The sequence below is a fragment of the Gordonia sp. CPCC 205333 genome (assembly GCF_048537885.1).
Lineage (GTDB): Bacteria > Actinomycetota > Actinomycetes > Mycobacteriales > Mycobacteriaceae > Gordonia.
The window spans coordinates 573,922-592,782 of sequence record NZ_JBCLVI010000003.1 but is presented as its reverse complement, the minus strand read 5'-3'; the positions used below and the strand labels follow the sequence as shown (position 1 = coordinate 592,782).

Here is an 18,861-nt window from a genome sequence, read left to right as displayed (position 1 = left end):
CCCGAATCGCAGGAGATGAACCATGACCGGCACCGACAAAGCCACGGCACAAGGTCGATCCGGCCGTCGCGGGCGCGGCAGGCCGCCGGGTCCTCCCGTTGACGCTGATGCGCGGCGTGATGCTCTACTCGACGCGGCCGAAGCCGCGATCACCGCCACCGGCCCCGACGTCGGGCTGGCAGAAATCGCTGCGACCGCGGGCCTGACCCGATCGGCGGTCTACGCGGCCTTCGATGATCGCGATGCGCTGTTAACCGCACTGGCACAACGACATTCGATGATCATTGTTGACCGCATGACGCGAATCCTCGCCGATCCCGCGGACCCGCGCGCGCAGATCCGCGCCAGTATCGACATACTCGCGCAGTGGTTCGAGGATCAGCCTCGAGTCGCCCGGCTCTTGTTCGGGCGGCTCAACGCGGCTCGGGGCGACCAGCCGTCCTTCGTCATTTCTTCACTCGCGTCGATCCTCGCGAACGGATTCGCCAGCCGCGGGCTCGATCCCGCTCCCGCACCCACGTGGGCGCGCGGGGTTATCGGAGCCGTGTCGGCGACCATCGTGTGGTGGTCGGAGGATCACTCCATCGGGCGCGCCGAGGTCGTCGACCATCTCACCTCGCTCGTATGGGGAGGTTTCGCCGGGGCGGGCGACACGCTCCTCACCCCTTGACGCGAGAACAGTTAAAAGACAGACTGTCTTTTATGACCCCGATGCCGACGCCCGAAGAGGCGCAAGCGATCACTGGCGCCCAAAACTGGGCAGCGGTACGAGCCGACTTTCCCGAACGTGTCGACGCGATGGCCGCGGGCCTGCTCGTCGGAGATCTGCTGGCCGATGCGGTCATCGACGAACTGTTCTCACCGGCGGGAATCGGTTGGCAAGCGACCGTCGCAGCACTCGAACAGCCCGGTGCGGCAGCGCCGCCCGCGCTTAGGGCATTTCTCAACGCGACCACGACGATGCCCGCGTGGTTCGAGCCGGAGCTAGCGCGCGCCGGTGCCGACGCCTGGTGGCGATTCGGGTCGTTGCAATCGAGCACGCTGTACCAGTCGCTGATTTACGGATACCAGGCCCGGGGATTCACCAGGCCGCTGGTGGAGACCGGTCGCCTGACCACTGGGACATTCGACCGCGTGCAGGCCACCGCGCGGTGGGTGGCGCTGGCGACGGCCCCCGGTTTCATGGCGGCAGGCGCACCGGGATGGATCGAGACATTGCGCATCCGGCTCGTCCACGCGATGGTCCGCCACCATCTGTTGCACGGCGATTCATGGCAGGTCGAACAGTATGGCGTCCCGATCAACCAAACCTACTGCCAGTTGACCATCACCGCCGGATTCCTCGCCCTGCCGCTGCATATCGCGAAGGACTTCGGGGTCCGATATTCGCGTGCCGACCTGGAGGCCATCACCCACCTGTGGCGCTGGATCGGCTGGTGTATGGGCGTCGAAGAAGCGCTGCTGCCAACGAATTTCACCGATGCCACGCTGACTCACCAGATCAGCAAACGTTTTGAACTTCGACCCGACGCCGAGTCTCGAATACTCGTGAAAGCCCTACTCGACGACGGCTTCCGTACCGATCTCGGCCTTCCGCGCCCGTTGAACTCGGCAGTGGATATGCTCGCTCGCCCGGTACTGCGGCAGGTATTCGCCGCGGTCTCGACCCGCTGGGTCGAGCCTGACGTCGCCAAGGGAATGGGACTGCGAACCAACCCTCTGCACCACCTGGTCGATCTCGCGCGCCCGGTGGTCCGCTCCCGTGAAATGGCTCGTGCGCTCGGACTGTTCGGCTCCGAACGTGTAGTGGCCCAACGTGAACTCCGTTTGGTGACGAACCGGATCGGACTGGACCTGAGCAACCTGTCGAGTGTCGCAAGCCGGTATAGCAATGCTGACAATGGCCACTTGGATACCGTCGCATGAGCCGTAAGTCCCCCGCCGGATTCACGCTGACCCGCCAATTGTCCTGTCCGCCGGAAGTCGCGTGGCAATTGCTCACCGATCCCGACGAGATGAATCGGTGGTCGACCGCGCCAATCCGACTAGCCCAGCCCGGTGTTGGCGAACGGCCTAACACCGTCGGCGCGTTGCGTGTCGTGACCCTTGGTGCCAGGGGCACCAAATTGCGAGAAGTGGTGGAGTACACCGACTTTCCGCATAGATTCCGCTATCGCGTCTACGATGGCGGCCCGTTTCTGCTCGAGCACCACGGTGAACAGAGCATTGATGCGACCCCCAACGGATGCAGGGTGACCTGGACGGTCGAGATGCGTCTGCTCTCATCGCTCGCATCGCACGTGTTGGCAAGGACGGTCAGCCGTCAGGTCGCCGAATCCCTGGACCGATTCACCGAACTGGCCGCGGGATCCCACCAGATATCTGACCACCACAAGTCCCCCAGCACGCAGCCTCGTCGGCCGGGATCGGATGGCGAGTGGGAATCGCTGCGCGCCAACGCAATTGACTCCCTGACCGAGCAACGGTCGATCGCCGATCGGCTGGCCGACACAAATGACCCGAAACAATGGTTCGCCCGCGTCTATCAGTATGTGACCGAGGAGATGATCCGGGCGGCCATCGGGCCCAAACAACTGCCGCTGGATAACCCCGACTGGGTGCTCGCGTTGATCCCGGAATTCCATCGGTACTACACCCGGAATCTCAGCTCATACGAACGTGGCGAGGAAACCGAGTCGGCCTGGCAGAAGGCGTGGTCGACCTGCGAGCGACCGAACCCGGCCAAACCGCATATCCCGGTGATGACCGGATTGCTAGCGGGAGTGGCAGCACATATCGACGCCGACCTCCCGCGGGCACTAGCAGCCGTACACGAGCAATCGTTCGGCGACCGCGACATACGCGAGTTTCGACCCGACTACCTGCGGCTGACGCCGATCTTCAGTAGCGCATCTGATCGGTTACTCGCCGTCTTGCCACGTAACCACAAGCCGTGGTGGACGCCGCTCGCCACCCGCATACACCCGCAAGTGCGGGACACACTATTGGCACGGCAGGGCTACGACGTCGGCCGCCATCGAGTGGCGGCCTTCGCCGAAGCCGTCGAACTTACTTCGCGAGTGCGGCCAGTGCCTGATCCGCATGAGCGTCCATATTGAACTCCGAGGCGAATACGTCGGCGATGGTGCCATCCGCACGGATCGCAAAGGTCGTGCGTTTGGTCGGCATGAGTTTGCCGAGCAGCGCTCCGCGCGCGACATCGTAACTCTTGGCGACCGAACCATCGATGTCGGCGAGTAGCGGATAGTCGAAGGAATGCTTCGCCGTCCACGCTTGCTGCTTTTCAACTTTGTCGCGACTGATGCCTACGCGCTGGACTCCCGCTTGCGCGAAAAGGCTTGCCAAGTCACGGAAATGGCAAGCTTCCGCCGTGCAGCCCGGAGTACCGGCTGCGGGGTAGAAGAACAACACAACTGGACCGTTGGTCAGGAGCGTCGACAGGCGTTGCGGTTGGCCGGTCTGATCGGGCAGTTCAAAGTCGGGGGCATGATCTCCAGGTTGCATGTGTACAACCTAGCGCGCCCCGGTAATCGGGCCGCTATTAAGCGTCGCGGGGCGCGACGTAGACCCGCAGCGGACGCAGGACCGCTTTCGCTCCGTCGTCGGTAACCACCGCGACGCTGATATCGAGTCGATCGGCTTTGGTGCGCTTGGCGGATAGTTGAAGTCGCGCCGGGATATCCGGCGTGACGTATACCGGCGCGACGAACCGAGTGTCGTAGCCGGTCAGCCTCAAGCCGTTTTCACTGGCCCATCTGGTCGCGTGGCCGAGCGCGATACCTGCCGTCAGCATGCCGTGCGCTACCGGCGCCGGCAGTCCGGCGGCTTTGGCCGCTTCTGGATCGGTGTGGATGGCGTTCGAGTCGCCACCGACCACTCCGTAGCGACGCACTCGTTCGGTGTCGACGATCTCTTCAGCGGTCCACACCACGTCGGTCTGCTCACTCATCGGTGGCGGTCCCTTCCTCTTCGAAAGCAATAGTGGTGGTTACCACGGCGATCTGCGGCTCATCGGGCGCGCTGACCGTCGTCGTGGTGGTCACCTGAACGGCACCGGCGCGGCGACGCACACTCGTCACTTCCAGCGTCGTTGAGACAACTTCACCCAGGCGCAGGGCCCGCTTATACGTCGCTGCTTCAGCGGTATGCACCACACCGTGATGTGGCACGGCGCCACTCATCACGAATTCGCGTACGACGCCCATCAGGACGACATTGAAATAGCTCGGCGGAACGATGTCGGTAGGCGCACCGAGTATCGCCGAGAACTCGGCTACGTGTTCGGGATCGACCACGACATCGTCGATCGCGTAGTTCAGACCTTCCACCAATGAATCCACAGTCGACCAGGGTATGCGCCGCAAGGGGCAATCGCCGAATTGGTCAGGTGCACGGCATGCCGCGCCGGCTCGGTCCGCCGTCGCCGGTCAGTGTTCCTCGTGGGCGAGCTCACCCGGCGTCGAGTGAACAGCGACCGGAAGCTGTTCTCCAGCAGTAACTTCCAGTGAAAGGCGATTTTCACCGGGTGGTAGCGGACAGGTTGCGAACGGAGTGTAGGCACACGGCAGATTGGTGGCGCGGTTAAAGTCGAGCGTCACCGACCCGTCAGATCCGACCGACGGCACTGTCAATCCGCGCACCAGCCCGTAGGTGCTCACACCAGCTGTGGCATCGGAGAACAGGATCTGCAGGCTTCCCGGTGTCGAACCGTCGAATGCGATGAGCCGATAGTCGTCGTCGCCACGTCTGAACGACACTTCTCCTATCGCGGCGTAGACATGCTCAAGCCCTTCCACCGCGGCACCGACAGTTGTGCTCACCGGCTCAGGGTACGCGGTGAAGCGTCCGTCGATCACCCAATCCGGCTGCGGCGCGAACGCGGGAGTTCCGCGAAATTCGCTGCGCAACAAGTGGTTCGGGTTACGAGGACGCAACACGAACTTGCCGCCTCGCAGGGCGACTTCAATCGCGATCGCGCCGTACTCGGCGGTCACTCCCCCACGCTCGGGGATGCCACTGAATAAGTATCGGCCCGTGATAACCCGCCCGTCGATGGTCAGTTCCTCATGCTCGGCGAGTTCAACTACGACACCGTCCGGCACGGTTGACCAGAGCCCTGGCGCATCGACGAAGCGTTCGGGCACCGAGCCAAGCCAATTCAACGACGTAACCGCCAGGAAGCCATGGGGTGCGGCCAATGATTGCTCGTGAGCGGTATGCCAGGTCTGCCACTCGGTGGTGAAAGCACTGGAATCGGTGTGTTCGGAAATGTCGTGGCGAGTCGTGGCGGTCATTCGGTACTCCTTCAGCGGGCGACTGGTGAACGTAATACTGGCTAGAACCCGGGGTCGGGATTGATTTCCGATCGCGGAACGGCTGAGTCGGGAACACCCCACTTTTTGAAGATGGCAGCATACTGACCATTGCTGATCAGGCCGTTGATGGCGGACTGAATGGCGGGTGCGAACGCAGACCCTTTCGGCGTCACGATCCCGACCGGCGTCTTGGAGATCTCACCGAGGTAGCGGGTGCCGGTGAGACGTGTCGGAAGCACGGTCAGCGCCAGTGTCGGACCGAAGTAGGCATCGATGGTGCCCTTTTGTAGCCCGGTGAAAATCGGTGCATTGTCGGCGAAGTATTGGACCTCGTACACCGGTTTCCCTTTCGCCGCACATTGCGTCTTACCGTTGTCAAGAATCTTCTGAAAGGTCGTGCCCGATCCGGTGGCGATCTTGAGCCCACACACATCGCTGATCTCACGGACTGACGTCACCGGCGCTTGCGCCGACCCGACGAACGACTGGCCGTCCTTCAAGTACGTGGCGAAGTCGACGACCTTGATCCGGTCCTTGGTGACGCCGAAATTGCTCATACCCAACTGATAGCGACCGCTCTGCACGCCGGGAATGATGGTGGCGAAAGTCCCCTCCTGCACATCCCACGTCAATCCAAGAGCCTTGCCGACGGCGTCGCGAATATCCTTACTAAGCCCTACCTCGTTGCCCTCACTGTTGAGGCCGGCGAGCGGCAATCTGGCCGTGCCTTCCACGGTGTCGATCGCGATGGACACCGTGGAGTTCTTCCGATCAACATCTGGCAGCAGTGCCCGCGCGGCGTCGTTGACCTGTACCACGCTGACGACATCCTGCGTCGGAATTGATACTCCGCTCGCGGCGGAATCGCCGCCTTCGGACGATCCGCACGCCGCGAGTATTACCAGGGCGCCAGCTAGCCCCGCCATTCTCGCGATCGCGCGGCGCGCGTTTGCGGGAGTCCTGTCGGTACCTAACTGAGTCATCACACCATCCGTTATCGTCACAGAGCATTTCCATTCGCCGTCGCGGCGAATTCCGCGGTTGAGCGGGGCAACTGGCCGACTCGAACCGGCGAATCCGATCCGAAGATGTGTGCTGGAGACCCAGCATCGGCAATACGGCCGTCGTCGAGAACGACCACCGTATCGGCGACGTCCCGGGCAAACCCGAGTTCGTGGGTGACCACGATCATGGTGAGACCTGACTCGGCGAGTTCCTTGATCACCGCGAGTACCTCACCGACCAGTTCGGGATCCAGTGCGCTCGTAGGTTCATCGAAGAGCACTAAATCAGGGTCGTTGACCAGTGCGCGAGCGATCGCAACCCGCTGCTGTTGTCCACCGGAAAGTGCACTGGGATAACTCAATTCGCGTCCTGCCAATCCTACTCGTTGGAGAAGCTCGGACGTGCGACGGTAGGCGTTCGCGCGTGAGATACCTCGCGCGAGCTGCCCTTCGGCGATGTTGTCGCGCACGGTCAGATGCGGAAAGAGCTGAAAGTTCTGAAATACCATCGCTGTTCGACGACGCTGCGCGGTGACCTTGCCGGTGCGCAACGCTCGAAGCTTTCGACCGTCGATCCGGTACCCGACGATGTCACCGGCAATGCTGACATAACCCAGATCCGGCTTCTCTAGATGATTGATACAGCGCAGGAGGGTTGACTTCCCCGACCCAGATGGCCCGATGATGACGGCAACCTCGCCACGACGGACTTCGAAGTCGACACCGTGTAGGACCTCGCGCACGCCAAACCTTTTGTGGAGGTTAACAATTCGCACCAGCGGTTCGGTTTGGACCCCACGGTCAGTCTCGACGACCGTCATACCGTCTTCCTCTCAAACGTACGTCCGAACAACGGCAGATTGCCGCGGAAGATGACAGCGAGCGACTGGTGCCCACGCTTCCCACGGGAGTAGCGGCGCTCAACGAAGAACTGCCCGATCGACAGCACCGAGGTGATCACGATGTACCAGATCGACGCGACCAGCAGTAGCGGAATCACTTGAAAGTTGTCGTTGTAGATGAGTTCGGTTGCTCCCAGCAGATCTTGCACCGCGATCACCGAGACGAGTGAAGTTCCCTTGAGCGTTCCGATCAGGAGATTCCCGGCAGCCGGCAGTATCGACGGCATCGCCTGCGGCAGGATGATCCGCCGGAAGGAGCGAATCGGGCCAAGGCCAATCGATTTCGCAGCCTCGGTCTGTCCGTGATCGACGGCGAGGATCCCACCCCGGACCACCTCAGCGCCAAACGCCGCGACGTCGATGGTCAATGCGATATATGCGGCGAGAAACGGAGTGAACAATGTCGCGGTACTCGTCGTCGCAAACTCCGGTCCGAACGGTATGCCAATCGATAGTTGCGGGTAGAGGGCCGCGATTTCGAACCAGAAGAGGATCTGCACAAGCGGCGGTACCGAACGCACGATCCATACGAAACCCCAGCTGATCGAACGCACCAGCGGATTCGACGAAAGGCGGGCCGCGCCGACGAGTATCGCCAACAGACCGCCGGACAGCGAGACCAGCAGGGTCAGCCACAGCGTAATGACCAGGCCGTCCAGGATCTTCCTGTTGACGAAGTAGTTCCCGACAATCTCCCAATGGAATCGCGAGTTGGTCAGCAGGGAGTGGATCAGCATCGCAGCGAGTACGGCAACCACGGCGGCGCCGATCCATCGGCCGGGGCGCCGGAAGCCGACCAACGGCGCGATGGCAAGAGCAGGGTCAACCACGTAACGATCAGCCTTCTGATCAGTCGTCGTCGGAGTAGTTGCCGATCTGACCGACGGCGGCTCGTTCGAATCGACCCGATCACGCACCGACGTGCGCGAGCTGAGCTGGGTCATCGCGCTCCCCGTTTGCGTTGTGTGGCGTGCGCGGGCGCGCACCTGACGTCGGACTCGCCGCAGATGCGGCAAGACACGACGATCACCCGGTCGGGGCGATCTCATTTGGGCGACGCTAACGGTCGGCCACAGCAGCGACCAGAGTTGAAATAGACCTGAAGTTATCGGCCACCACGGGAATACGCCCCGTCGCTCTCTGATCTACGCACGACTTGTCCACATACGCCTCATCTGTGTCGTTGTCCACAACTCGGGCCTGCCGTCCCCCGACTTGTCCGAGGCGACCCGTAGTTTGGTTCGCATGCCATCGGCTTCCGGATACACCGTGAACGACCTCCTGCGGTCGTTCACTGCGGGCGCTGTGGAGCGGGGAACCGAATACGCGCGACAGCGCCGGATCTCCGATCCACAGTGGTCGCCGGATAGTCGACGGCTGGTCGCGCAGTGCCGCGGTTCGGGCGGACACCGCTACCGCACGATTGTCGACTTCGCACTGCAGACGACGCCACCGACGGTAGTCAATTCGCGCTGCACCTGCCCGGTCGGTGGCGACTGCAAACACGCGGTCGCGCTGATCATCGCCGAAGGTGCGAAGGTCATCGGCAGCGACGACGGAGCGATGTGGCGGCAGTACCTGGCCGAGATCGAGACTGACGACGAAATCGTGGACAGCACTGTTTCAGTGCTTCCGCTCGGATTGATGTTCACCAAACGGATCATCCGCGACGCCGTGTCAATCGTGGAGTTCCGTCCGGTCACTCTCGGCTCCCGCGGAAAATGGCTGAAGACCAAAGCCACCTGGCGGTCGCTCTCCACCAGCCAAGCCTCGGGCCAGTACGACCCCGCCCAAGTCAGCGCGTTGCGCGAGATCGTTCGCTCACTCACGGGGACCACCGGATATTTCAACCGCGATACCCTAACGCTGACCAGCGCGCCGCCCGATTTCTGGCGGGCGCTGAGTGATGCGGTCGAAGTGGGCGTTGTGCTCGCGGGCGAGGGATTCGATACCTCGACCGTCGCACTCGCCAACGACTTGTCCATGTCTCTTGAGATCATTCGCGACGACGCCGGCTTTCAACTAGTCCCCGGAGTCATCCTCAACGACCGTACCGTGGACGCATCGCGACTCATGGTCATCGGACGCCCGCGAGCGTCGGGCGCCTTCATCTCGGATGACTCGACATTGTGGATCGGCCCCTTCGGGTCGCCACTGACCGCCACGGAAACTTCACTATTCGCCAATCGGCAGAGCATCTCGATCCCCGAAGACGACACCGCAGAGTTCGCCGAAGCACTTCCCACACTGATTCGCCACCGACAAGTCCACGTCCCCGACGACATCTTTCAACCGCCGGTCGTCCTCGGTCCAACCCCACTGCTGGCAATCACCGCAGATGAGCACGGAGCTAGTCTCTCCTGGCATATCTGGTATGAAATCGACGGCCGCACAACAATATTCGATGCTGGAACCTCCGCGCGAGACTCAAACATCCGCGACGGTGAAACCGAGGCGGCAGGGTGGCTACAGGTCCGCTCACATATTGAGGCCGTCGCATCCGTCTGCGCCACCTGGCGGCACCAGGCCATCGACTTCGTTCATACCCATCCCGGTCTGATGAGGGCGACCGAAGTGTTTTCCACGCTCTCGGCGGTAACTACAGCACCGTCTCTGGAGGCGGCGCTTGCTCTCGCTCCGCCACATATGCTGCGAGCTCCACTGCGAATCGGGACTGCCGAATCCGCTGTGCTGCGCAACGAAATCGTGCCGAAGATCGAAACCGACGATGCGCTGCGAGTCGAGTGGCGCGGCATCGACGTCGACTACCGACTGCCACAGACACCGCCGCAAATCAGCTTCGGAGTCGACGACAAGGGTTCTGCGGAACACGACTGGCTCGACCTGGCCATCACGCTCAACGTCGACGCACATGTGCTCCCGATATCGGAGGTCATCGCGCAATTGGCCGGTGGCGCAACGCATATGGTTCTCGACGACGGAACCTACTTTTCGCTGGACGCGCCGGAACTCCGACGGCTCGGTGATCTGCTGTCCGAGGCTCGCGCGATGGGCGAATTCGATCGCGAGAAGGTGAGTACGCGCACCCTTAACGTCACTCTGTGGGATGAACTGCTCGATCTCGGCGTCGTCGATCAACAGATCCTGACCTGGCAGAGTCGCTTGAAACAGCTCGCTGCCGCGAAACCGCCAGCGCCGGTGGCACCACCCACCGGTCTGGACGTGCAGTTGCGGCACTATCAGCAGCAAGGCCTGGATTGGCTGAGCTTCCTGTGGGACAACCAACTCGGCGGAATCCTGGCCGACGACATGGGCCTGGGAAAGACTATTCAGACTCTCGCACTGATCAGCCGTGCCGTCGCCGCTGATCCTGCTGCTCGTTTTCTCGTCGTCGCACCGACCAGCGTTATCGCCAACTGGGCGGCCGAAGTGCACCGTTTCACCTCCGCGTTGGGCGTATGCGAGGTGGTATCGACGCAGGCCCGAGCCGGCCAGTCACTTGCCGATCAGATCGGCGACGCGAACATCGTAGTCACCTCGTACACCTTGCTCCGGATAGACTTCGACGCTTTCGACTCCGTTGATTGGGCCGGCGCGATTTTTGACGAGGCTCAGTTCATCAAGAACCACAACGGGAAAACGCATAAATCCGCCCGTGCGCTGAGCGCGCCGTTCAAACTCGCCATCACCGGTACCCCGATGGAAAACAACCTGATGGAATTGTGGTCACTACTGTCGGTGAGCGCACCCGGCCTATTCCGCTCGCCCGCCGCGTTCCGTGAGCACTTCGCCAAACCCATCGAAGCTGGCGAAGCACCCGAGCAACTGGAGATACTGCGACGCCGCATCAGACCATTGATGTTGCGCCGCACCAAGACTGAGGTTGTCACGGATCTGCCGCCCAAGCAGGAGCAGGTGCTATCACTCACCCTGGGCGCCAACCATCGAAAACTCTATGACACGCATCTGGCCCGTGAACGACAAAAGTTGCTGGGGCTGCTCGACGACTGGGAGCAGAATCAGTTCATGATTCTGCGGGCGCTCACCCGGTTGCGTCAATTGAGTTTGCACCCCGGACTCGTCGATCCTGATTTGTTAAACGTGTCCGCCGCGAAGGTCGAATATCTCGCCGAGCAGATTCCGGAATTGCTAGCCGAGGGTCACAGTTCATTGATCTTTTCCACTTTTACCGGGTTTTTACGGTTGCTTCGCGAAACCTTCGACGCCGCCGGCATCGCATACGCCTATCTCGACGGATCGATGAGTGCCCAACAACGAAAAACTGCCATCGACGACTTCACCGCAGGCCGGGTCGCTGTCTTCCTGATCAGTCTCAAAGCCGGCGGATTCGGGCTCAACCTCACTCAAGCTGACTATTGCTTCGTATGTGACCCGTGGTGGAATCCGGCCGCCGAAGCACAGGCGGTTGACCGCGCGCATCGCATCGGCCAGCTACGACCGGTCAACGTATATCGCCTGGTCTCGGCCGGGACGATCGAGGAGAAGGTCGTTGAGCTCCAGGACCGCAAACGTGAATTGTTCACTGCCGTCGTCGACGAGGGCAATGCGTTTAGTGCCGGAATCACCGCGGACGATGTGCGGGGGTTGTTAGATTGAGCATTCTGATCGATTTAGGGACCAGATTCATGATCTCACCACGTACCGGTAGCAATTTCGCCGAGCGAAGTCGTATCGTTAGACGTGTGAACTTTCGTTCCGCGTGTGCATTGGTAGCCGCGGTGGTGCTGGCCGCCCTTGCCGTAGCGTTTCCCGCGCCCGCGGCTGCGAGCACTCCCCGCGTCGGCGGCACCTGTTCGAAGAGTGAAGCTTCGTCGGCGCGGCAGACTCCAGACGGAACTCGTGTCGTCTGTGTCTATCTGAATTCGGGCCGGTATCAGTGGCAACGCCTTAGCAACCCCGTACCGGTCAACTGACCCCCTGAAGGGCGCGTGCGTGGGCGGCTGGCTGGTTCGTTCAGTTCTCACCTACCGAGCGAACGGTCGGGGTAGGGTCGATCCGTCACCCCGTCACTGTGAGGAGCTCTCCAGAGTGTTTCCCGGAACCTTCGTTGCCACCACCCCTGACAAGCCAGCGGTCATCCGCCCCGAAACTGGCGAACAGGTCACCTACCGTCAGCTCAATGAGAACTCCCTCAAAGTGGCCAATCACCTGCGCGCCCTGGGGCTGTCGGCTGGCGATGCGATAGCCGTCGTCTCCGACAATGATCTCCGGGTCTTCGACGTCTACTGGGCTGCGGTACGTAGCGGCTTATATGTGACCGTCATCAACAACCACCTGACCGGGACTGAGGTCAACTACATCCTGGCCGATTGCGGCGCGCGTGTGCTCTTCGCCAGCGCCGCAGTCGCAGCCGCGGTCGGCGACACGGCCGAGATCGCCGCGCTCAACGTCGACGGCCACCGAATTGCTTGGGGCGGAGAGCTTTCCGGCTTCGACGGCTATACCGAGATCCTAGCGAACGGTTCAACCGAACCGTTGCCGTCCCAACCGCGCGGGATCGACATGTTGTATTCGTCTGGAACCACCGGCCGTCCGAAGGGGATCAAGATTCCACCGCCGGAGGGGCAAGTCGACGAAGTACTCGATCCGTATACGGCTGTTTTCGCACCGCTGTACGGATTCGACGAGAACACCGTGTATCTCTCCCCCGCGCCGGTGTATCACGCTGCGCCGCTTCGGTATTGCGGCGTCGCCAACTCAGTTGGTGGCACCGTGGTGATGATGGATCACTTCGACCCCGAACAGGCTCTCGCCAACATCCAGAAGTATCAAGTGACCCACAGTCAATGGGTGCCCACGATGTTCATCCGAATGCTCAAGCTACCTAGGGTGATTCGCGATTCCTACGATGTAAGTAGCCTAAAGATCGCGGTTCACGCCGCGGCACCGTGTCCCATCGAGGTCAAGCAGGCGATGATCGAATGGTGGGGTCCGGTCATCCACGAGTACTACGCGTCGACTGAATCGGCCGGCGCAACATTCATCGGCCCGCAGGAGGCGCTCGAGCATCCCGGATCGGTGGGCAAAGCCCTACTCGGCGTTGCACACGTGGTCGGCGAGAACGGTGTGGACCTCCCGGCCGGCGAAGTGGGTGTGATCTACTTCGAACGCGACGACGTACCGTTCCGGTACCACAACGATCCGGCGAAAACCGCTGCGGCACAGCATCCCGAACATGCGAATTGGGCTACCACCGGCGACCTGGGCTACCTCGATGAGGACGGCTATCTATACCTCACCGACCGCAAAGCGTTCATGATCATCTCAGGTGGCGTCAACATATACCCACAGGAAGCGGAGAACGTCTTGGTGAACCATCCGGCCGTCTACGACGTAGCGGTGATCGGCGTGCCTGATCCCGAGATGGGCGAACAGGTGAAGGCATGCGTTCAACTCGCCGATGGGTTCGACGCGTCTGAAGACCTCGCGGCCGAACTCATTGCGTTCACGAAGGAGCGACTTGCCCACTACAAGGCACCGCGCAGCGTGGACTTCCTCGACGACCTCCCTCGCACGCCGACCGGCAAACTCGTGAAAGGTGAACTGCGCAAGCAGTATTGGCCACGCTGATCGCCCGCGTCCGGTTCACTCGGCACGCCCGCGAAACCACACCTGGCCTCGCCCTGCCGTAATGGCCACGTCGACCAATCCTGCTACGTGCAGCCGGTCGGCGAGGCCACCCGGCTCGATCGGCACATAGGTGTCGTACTGGTGCACCAGCCGGAAAGCTGGGTTGTCAGTGCCGTCGCTGCCGGCCAGCCAGCCGCCGGGCCGCAGGGTTCGCGCTGCTTCGGCGAACACTGCGTCCTGCAGTGCGGGAGTGGGTACATGGTGCAGCATGGTGAAGCAGACAATAGAATCAAAACTATTGTCCGCGAAGGGCATTGCCGTTCCATCACCGCTGACCACGGTCATGGACGATTGCCGCGCGCGCAGTCCGCGCGCCAGTCCGGCGTCGATCTCCAATCCAGTCAGGCGATCGCAGCGCTCTTGTAGCGCAGCAACATTCGCACCGTAGCCCGGCCCGATCTCGAGGGTCGAGCCACCGGCCGGAATATCCCGCAGGGCATACGGCACGATGGCCCGCGCACTCATGAACTTCCACAGATTCGAGCGGCAGCAGAGGCGGTGCGCAAGGTTCATCCCGTCAACCTATGTCGGTGTTGACGTGTCCTCAACAGGGTAGATTGCCAAGGTATGTCGCTAAACAGACATACGATTGATGTCGATCTCCCGCGCGGAACTTCGGCGATGGTCGTCGGTGCGGCCCGTTTACCCGCGGGTGTCGAGATACCCGAGCATCGCCATGCGCAGCATCAGATCGTCTGGGCGCCAACGGGCGTGCTGACCGTCGTCGCCGTCTCCCGATCATGGGTTCTCCCGCCAACGCGGGCGCTATTTGTCCCGGCTGGGACACCGCATGTCACTGGCTCACGGGACGGCGCGGACCTACGTGGCGTCTACCTCGAGCCCGACCTCGCTACGACCAGTTTCGTCACACCGACACTGCTGCGTGTGAGCCGACTATTACACGAACTATTCGATCACCTGATCTCGACCGAACTCGGTGACGCGCAGCGCGAACGAGCACAGGCGTTGGTCTTCGACCTGCTCGAGCCGATCGACGTGATACCAGTTGGTGCACCAATGCCCGTCGATGATCGTGCCGTCGCGCTCGCGATGATGTGGCTCACGAACCCCACCGACCAACGCTCACTTGCCGAACTAGCGGCCGAAGCTGGATTCAGTAGCCGCACCGCGGCAAGGCTTTTCGACGCTGAGACCGGAATGACGGCGGGTCAGTGGCGAACTCAGGCACGATTGGCCGCCGCGTTGCCGTTGCTCGCGAGCGGGGTGGCCGTCTCTCGTGTCGCGCCACGCGTCGGCTACGCGACATCGAGTGCGTTCGTCGATGCGTTTCGACGTTATACCGGCGTCTCTCCCGCCCGGTACTTCCGCTGAATCACCGGTACATTCACCTCGCAGCGTCCGTCGTCAGCGACGGTGACCGTACCCGCGACGATTCGCCCTTCAGCCGAGGATCGCCGCAATTCGTCAGTCTTGACCGCCCAGTACGCGGCGAAAGCGACGATCGCGCCAGTTTCGAGGCCGAGCAGCCGGGTGCCCGGACCGATACTCGCGGCGACCGCAGCGGCGCCGACCGGAAAGCCGATCAGACAGAGGCACAGCACCAGGTAGGTGCCGCGATAGACCTTCGCTGTCCGGGGCGACAACAGCGGCAAGGTACGCCACGAATAGACGACGATCGTTGCCGAGACCAGTGCGAAAAAGCCGATGGCCGAACCTATGTGAATCCAATTGACCACATTGTCCTGACCGTGGCCGGGTGCCGCTGTCGGGAAGACAGCCAATCCAATGCCGGCGATACCGGCCCCATTGAGCAGACGGTTCTCCCCCGGTGAGTAGCCGCGATAGGCGATCAGACACACCCCTACCGCGACAACCGCGCCGACTACGAGATTGCGGGCCGGCGTGTGATAGAAGGCACTCAACGAACCTGCAAGCGCGACACGAGAATCCACTGCTGTCCAGAGCAAACAGCCGATCGGAACACTCAACGCACCGGTGGTGATCAGGATCCGAAGGGTGAAGTAGGTCGCGATCATATGCTGCTGCACGGGCAGCGCCGCTCGGTCCCTACGCATGATCGCAGTTTAGTGCGAGTGATTGCCCCCACCGGTCAGTTGGCCAACTCCACAACGGCGTGAATCGGGTCGGTGATCCGCTACGCCAGTTCGATCAGTTCCTGATACTCGTCAGACCAGTGATCCTCGGTGCCGTCGGGCAACAAGATGACCCGCTCCGGTTCGAGGGCTGCCGCAGCGCCGGGGTCGTGGGTAACGAGTACCACAGCTCCGGTGTACGAGCGCAGCGCGTCGAGCACCTGCTCGCGCGACACCGGGTCGAGGTTGTTGGTCGGCTCGTCGAGCAGGAGCACATTCGCTGCCGAGGACACCAGACCCGCCAACGTAAGGCGGGTTTTCTCACCGCCGGACAGGGTGCCGGCAGGTTGTTCGAGTTGTGCACCGGAAAACATGAACGCGCCCAACAGACTTCGCAGATCCTGCTCGCCGGCATCAGGTGCCGCGTGCCGGATGTTCTCCCACACGCTGGCCATGTCGTCGAGGGTGTCATGCTCCTGCGCAAAATACCCGATCTTCAGTCCGTAGCCGGGTTCCAGCGTTCCGGTATCTGGTTTCTCTACTCCCGCAAGGAGTTTGAGCAAGGTGGTCTTACCCGCTCCGTTGAGCCCCAGTATCACCACTCGGCTGCCCTTGTCGATCGCGAGATCAACCCCGGCGAAGATCTCCAACGATCCGTACATCTTGGTGAGATTCGACGCCATCAGTGGCGTCTTGCCGCATGTCGCGGGTTCGGGGAACCGGATCCGCGCGGTGCGATCGGCCACGATATCGTCGTCGAGCTCGTTAAGCATACGATCGGCCCGTTTGAGCATCTGTTGTGCCGCAGTCGCTTTAGTCGCCTTGGCGCCGAGCTTGGCAGCCTGTACCCGCAGCGCGCTCGCCTTCTTCTCTGCGTTGGCGCGCTCACGCTTGCGACGTTGCTCGTCGGTCGCACGGGCATCCAGGTAGCGCTTCCAACCCATGTTGTAGATATCGGCTTCGCCGCGCACCGCGTCGAGGAACCAGACGCGGTTGACGACATCGGCCAGCAATTCGACGTCGTGGCTAATCACCACGAGGCCACCATCGTGGTTCAACAGGAAGCTGCGCAACCAGGTGATGGAATCAGCGTCGAGGTGGTTGGTCGGCTCGTCGAGCAGAAGAGTGGTGTCGGACTTGCCGCTGCCGTCGGATGCGGCGAAAAGTATGCGCGCCAACTCAATTCGGCGTCGCTGACCACCAGACAGGGTCGAGAGTGGTTGTGCCAGCACTCGATCGGGAAGGCCCAGGCTGTTGCAGATCCGCGCCGCGTCAGATTCCGCGACATAACCCCCGAGCGCGGCGAAACGCTCCTCAAGCTGACCGTATTTGCGGATTGCCTTGTCACGAAGTTTGTCATCGGCAGTCTCGGCCATCAACGCCTGCTGCTTTTCCATGTTGCGCAGAATGGAATCTAGACCACGGGCCGACAACACTCGATCTTTGGCCAGCACCGAGAGGTCGCCCTCCTTCGGATCCTGTGGCAGATAACCCAGTTCGCCGTTGCGCAGAATGGTGCCCGCATAGGGCTCGGTCTCCCCTGCCAGGATGCGCAGGGTGGTTGTCTTTCCCGCGCCATTGCGGCCGACGAGACCGATCCGGTCGCCGGGGGCGATACGTAGCGCGGAACCGGGCGCCGACAGCAAGGTGCGGGCGCCCGCGCGCACTTCGAGGTCGGTCGCGGTAATCACGACGTTTCATCCTACCGGTGAACAGGGCGAATGGCCGATTCGTGCTGGCAGGTAGGCTAACGGCCATGCCTGCCGACCGCGATCTGCTCGTCGTCGGCGCCGGCCCCGCCGGGCGAGCATTGAGTTTCCGCGCTGCACAGGCCGGGCTGCGGGTGACACTCGTCGACCCAGATCCGGTTCGTCCGTGGCGAGCGACCTACGGTGCGTGGACTGACGAATTGCCACTATGGCTCACACCCGACTGTGTTGCGGCGAGCACCACCTCGGCAGTCGTGTACACGCCAGGCCGCCGGGTCATCGAGCGTGGTTACAGCGTTCTCGACACCGAAGCCCTTCAGCGCTTCTTGAGTACCGGCGTCACGGCGGTCGCTGCCGCTGCTGCCTCGGTCGGGCAGCACGCAGTCACGTTGACCACCGGCGAAACTCTCAGTGCGACAACCGTTGTCGACGCTCGGGGTACCACCGGCCAGCCGTCGTCGAATACCCCAAGGCAAACCGCCGTCGGCATTCGGCGGCACAGCCGATCACCTGAAATGGTGGTGATGGATTGGCGCCGACCGCCGGGCATGACCGTCGCCGAGACGTTCAGCTATCGGGTCGGGGTCGGTCCAACCGTCGAACTTGTTGAAGAGACCTGTCTGGCGGGCGCGCCACCGATCGAATTCCGGCGCCTCGGTGAGTTGTGCGCGGCTCGGATCGGCACGACGATACCCGATACCACCGGGTCCGATCTCGACGTCGAATTGGTCGACTTCGCTCTGCTCCCCGTGGCTCAGCCCCCGTGGCGGCAGTGGGGTAAGGATCCGTTGCGATTCGGCGCAGCAGGCGGCCTAATGCATCCAGCGACGGGCTATTCGCTGGCCGCGACACTGTCTGCCACGGACTTTGTCGTTGACGCGTTGCGCGTCGGCCGCGATCCGCGGGCTGCGCTGTGGCCGCGCGCCGCACGCCTGGTCTACGAATTGCGGGTGGCCGGGCTGGCTGCGTTGTTGGCGATGAAACCCGCCGAACTTACTCGGTTCTTCGACATCTTCTTTGGGTTGCCACTCTGCTCCCAACACGCGTATCTGTCCTCGCGCACCGACGTCGGCGGAGTCATCCGAGCGATGTGGCTGATATTCGTCGACCTGCGATGGCGCGAACGTCGGCACCTGGTACTGGGTTTCACCGCTGGGGTCGCCACGCGTACATTCGCACGAATGACCCGGTGCAGGCGTGAACCGCAATCGAGCACTACCACCGACTGACCTGCTGATAGCGTC

18 protein-coding genes are annotated in these 18,861 nt (G+C 62.1%); 8 read left to right on the top strand and 10 right to left on the bottom strand.

Translation table 11 applies throughout. The features are described from left to right. Positions 1 to 22 precede the first annotated feature (22 nt). From AAFP29_RS13000 to AAFP29_RS12990, 3 genes are read left to right on the top strand one after another with little or no spacing between them, the layout of a single operon-like run. Positions 23 to 670: a TetR family transcriptional regulator gene (locus AAFP29_RS13000; protein WP_419217774.1), complete on the top strand. Its 648-nt coding sequence runs from the start codon at positions 23 to 25 to the stop codon at positions 668 to 670. Between the two features lie 32 nt (positions 671 to 702). Next, positions 703 to 1,926, top strand: coding sequence for an oxygenase MpaB family protein (locus AAFP29_RS12995; RefSeq protein WP_419217773.1), 1,224 nt, complete (start codon positions 703 to 705; stop codon positions 1,924 to 1,926). Next, positions 1,923 to 3,119, top strand: a complete 1,197-nt coding sequence (locus tag AAFP29_RS12990; protein WP_419217772.1) for a DUF5995 family protein — start codon at positions 1,923 to 1,925, stop codon at positions 3,117 to 3,119. Before AAFP29_RS12995 ends, AAFP29_RS12990 begins: the two co-directional genes overlap by 4 nt. On the opposite strand, the gene AAFP29_RS12985 is transcribed toward AAFP29_RS12990, so the two are convergent. From AAFP29_RS12985 to AAFP29_RS12955, 7 genes are all read right to left on the bottom strand, one after another. After that, positions 3,070 to 3,525 (bottom strand): peroxiredoxin, encoded by a 456-nt coding sequence (locus AAFP29_RS12985; protein ID WP_419217771.1) that lies wholly within the window; start codon positions 3,523 to 3,525, stop codon positions 3,070 to 3,072. The genes AAFP29_RS12990 and AAFP29_RS12985 overlap by 50 nt on opposite strands. A gap of 37 nt (positions 3,526 to 3,562) precedes the next feature. Then, positions 3,563 to 3,970 (bottom strand): MaoC family dehydratase, encoded by a 408-nt coding sequence (locus AAFP29_RS12980; protein WP_419217770.1) that lies wholly within the window; start codon positions 3,968 to 3,970, stop codon positions 3,563 to 3,565. Next, positions 3,963 to 4,361, bottom strand: coding sequence for an FAS1-like dehydratase domain-containing protein (locus AAFP29_RS12975; protein ID WP_419217769.1), 399 nt, complete (start codon positions 4,359 to 4,361; stop codon positions 3,963 to 3,965). The genes AAFP29_RS12980 and AAFP29_RS12975 overlap by 8 nt, the downstream gene beginning before the upstream one ends. A gap of 87 nt (positions 4,362 to 4,448) precedes the next feature. Beyond that, entirely contained in the window at positions 4,449 to 5,315 is an 867-nt protein-coding gene (locus AAFP29_RS12970) for a DUF1684 domain-containing protein (protein WP_419217768.1), read from the bottom strand. 41 nt (positions 5,316 to 5,356) lie between these two features. Beyond that, positions 5,357 to 6,319: a transporter substrate-binding domain-containing protein gene (locus AAFP29_RS12965; protein ID WP_419217767.1), complete on the bottom strand. Its 963-nt coding sequence runs from the start codon at positions 6,317 to 6,319 to the stop codon at positions 5,357 to 5,359. A 17-nt stretch (positions 6,320 to 6,336) separates the two neighbouring features. After that, on the bottom strand, positions 6,337 to 7,161 hold the full coding sequence (locus tag AAFP29_RS12960) for an amino acid ABC transporter ATP-binding protein (RefSeq protein WP_419217766.1): 825 nt from the start codon (positions 7,159 to 7,161) through the stop codon (positions 6,337 to 6,339). Continuing rightward, entirely contained in the window at positions 7,158 to 8,291 is a 1,134-nt protein-coding gene (locus AAFP29_RS12955; protein WP_419217765.1) for an amino acid ABC transporter permease, read from the bottom strand. The genes AAFP29_RS12960 and AAFP29_RS12955 overlap by 4 nt, the downstream gene beginning before the upstream one ends. A 196-nt stretch (positions 8,292 to 8,487) precedes the next feature. Between AAFP29_RS12955 and AAFP29_RS12950 the strand changes: the two genes are divergently transcribed. The 3 genes from AAFP29_RS12950 to AAFP29_RS12940 all read left to right on the top strand — a co-directional run bounded on the left by AAFP29_RS12950 (position 8,488) and on the right by AAFP29_RS12940 (position 13,794). Continuing rightward, positions 8,488 to 11,820: an SNF2-related protein gene (locus AAFP29_RS12950; protein ID WP_419217764.1), complete on the top strand. Its 3,333-nt coding sequence runs from the start codon at positions 8,488 to 8,490 to the stop codon at positions 11,818 to 11,820. An 86-nt stretch (positions 11,821 to 11,906) separates the two neighbouring features. Further along, complete coding sequence (locus tag AAFP29_RS12945) at positions 11,907 to 12,137, top strand: hypothetical protein (RefSeq protein WP_419217763.1); 231 nt, start codon at positions 11,907 to 11,909, stop codon at positions 12,135 to 12,137. Between the two features lie 115 nt (positions 12,138 to 12,252). After that, a complete protein-coding gene (locus AAFP29_RS12940) occupies positions 12,253 to 13,794 on the top strand; it encodes an AMP-binding protein (RefSeq protein WP_419217762.1) in 1,542 nt (513 codons plus the stop codon). A 15-nt stretch (positions 13,795 to 13,809) separates the two neighbouring features. Here AAFP29_RS12940 and AAFP29_RS12935 read toward each other — a convergent pair whose 3' ends face one another. Continuing rightward, positions 13,810 to 14,367, bottom strand: a complete 558-nt coding sequence (locus AAFP29_RS12935) for a class I SAM-dependent methyltransferase (protein ID WP_419217761.1) — start codon at positions 14,365 to 14,367, stop codon at positions 13,810 to 13,812. A gap of 54 nt (positions 14,368 to 14,421) precedes the next feature. Between AAFP29_RS12935 and AAFP29_RS12930 the strand changes: the two genes are divergently transcribed. Further along, positions 14,422 to 15,186 (top strand): helix-turn-helix domain-containing protein, encoded by a 765-nt coding sequence (locus AAFP29_RS12930; RefSeq protein ID WP_419217760.1) that lies wholly within the window; start codon positions 14,422 to 14,424, stop codon positions 15,184 to 15,186. Here the strand turns inward: AAFP29_RS12930 and AAFP29_RS12925 are convergent. Further along, positions 15,150 to 15,890: a hypothetical protein gene (locus tag AAFP29_RS12925; protein ID WP_419217759.1), complete on the bottom strand. Its 741-nt coding sequence runs from the start codon at positions 15,888 to 15,890 to the stop codon at positions 15,150 to 15,152. The two genes, AAFP29_RS12930 and AAFP29_RS12925, sit on opposite strands and share 37 nt — an antisense overlap. Before the next feature lie 80 nt (positions 15,891 to 15,970). Next, complete coding sequence (locus tag AAFP29_RS12920) at positions 15,971 to 17,599, bottom strand: ABC-F family ATP-binding cassette domain-containing protein (RefSeq protein ID WP_419217758.1); 1,629 nt, start codon at positions 17,597 to 17,599, stop codon at positions 15,971 to 15,973. A 65-nt stretch (positions 17,600 to 17,664) separates the two neighbouring features. Between AAFP29_RS12920 and AAFP29_RS12915 the strand changes: the two genes are divergently transcribed. Then, on the top strand, positions 17,665 to 18,846 hold the full coding sequence (locus AAFP29_RS12915) for a lycopene cyclase family protein (RefSeq protein WP_419217757.1): 1,182 nt from the start codon (positions 17,665 to 17,667) through the stop codon (positions 18,844 to 18,846). Positions 18,847 to 18,861 lie beyond the last annotated feature (15 nt).